This window comes from Bacillus sp. AFS012607 (assembly GCF_002558005.1).
Classification (GTDB): domain Bacteria; phylum Bacillota; class Bacilli; order Bacillales; family Bacillaceae_G; genus Bacillus_A; species Bacillus_A thuringiensis_S.
This window is the reverse complement of record NZ_NTVM01000097.1, coordinates 1-1,398: the sequence shown is the minus strand read 5'-3', so window position 1 is coordinate 1,398 and position 1,398 is coordinate 1. Positions and strand designations below refer to the sequence as shown.

Here is a 1,398-nt window from a genome sequence, read left to right as displayed (position 1 = left end):
GTGATCACAACATTAGATGTCATGAGTGATAATCGAAATGAAGTTGTTGAATCGATTAATAAATCCATGAGTGAACAAAGTGTTCGGCATGATACAGCGAAGGATAATATAGATCGGATCGATGCGAAAAATGAATTTTTAGAGCTGGAAGCTCTCTATACGGATTTGAAACAAGGTGAGGTCATGAAACGTATTCACATTCGTATTTATGTTTCCGCTAGAACAATAGATGAGCTAGAAAAACAAGTGAAAGAGATCCTGGAAACATTAGAATCTTATAACTTTCGAGGAGCTGTCTTTTTAAATGAACAAGAGTATGAATGGGATGCACTCGTAACGAGCTTTGATACACAAAAAAATTATGTGAATCGAAGAAAAGGGAAAGAAATTCCGGCAGTCAGTTTGGCTGGTGGGTGTCCGTTTCATTATTCCTATTTGCACGATCCATACGGTACGTATTATGGAACAACGAAAACAAAAGGAAATGTTATTTTTGATATCTTCCATAAAGACAATCAAAGAAAGAGTTATAACGGTGTAATGATTGGGAAGTCTGGTGCGGGGAAATCAACATTGTTAAAAAAGAAAAGTGTGGATTATGCAAGTAAGGGTCATTTTGTTCGGATATTTGATGTTGTAGAAGAGTTTACAGATACAGTGAAAGAACTAGGAGGAAAGACCATCTCATTAGACGGTTCTCAAGGTCAAATTAACCCACTTCAAGTGTACAAAACAGCAGAACTTGAAGAAGTTAGTTTCACTCAACATCTATCTAAATTGACAATTTTTTATCGTTTCATTGCGCCAGAAGCAAAAGATGATGAAATTAAAGAATATGAAAATTTGCTTCGTAAATTATATATTCGTATGGGATTATGGAATGACGAAAAAGGAGCGAAAAATGAAATTACAACAAGAAAATCAAAAGAATATCCGATTTTCTCTGACTTTTTAATGTTTGTTCGTAAAGAATTATATCAAGATGTAGAAGCTAGAAAGCATCATGATAATTTAGGAGACAGTAGAATTCATCGTTTAGAATTAATTGAATTAAATCTTACAAATTTAGTAGAAGCATATGCAGAATTATTTGATGGTCATACTACAATTGAAGATTTCAAGAAAGAACAAGTTGTATCCTTTTCCTTACGGAATATATCGAGCTTTAAACCAGAAGTATTCCAGGCACAGATCTTTAATGTGTTAAATCTCCTTTGGGATGAAATGATTTCAAATGGTGCGCCTCAATTAAAAGCCTTTAATAAAAAGCAACTTGCTTTTGAAGATGTAACTCGTTATTTCATTATTATTGACGAGGCGCATCATATCATCAACACGAAAAAAGAAAGCGCTCATGCTCTACAATTTTTAACGAAACTTAGCCGAGAAGATCGAAAA

At 33.8% G+C, this 1,398-nt stretch carries 1 protein-coding gene; it reads left to right on the top strand.

The window, feature by feature from the left end; translation table 11 throughout:
* Positions 1-1,398: type IV secretion system protein VirB4 (locus tag CN409_RS30990; RefSeq protein ID WP_240518694.1), on the top strand; the 1,398-nt coding region annotated here is incomplete at both ends.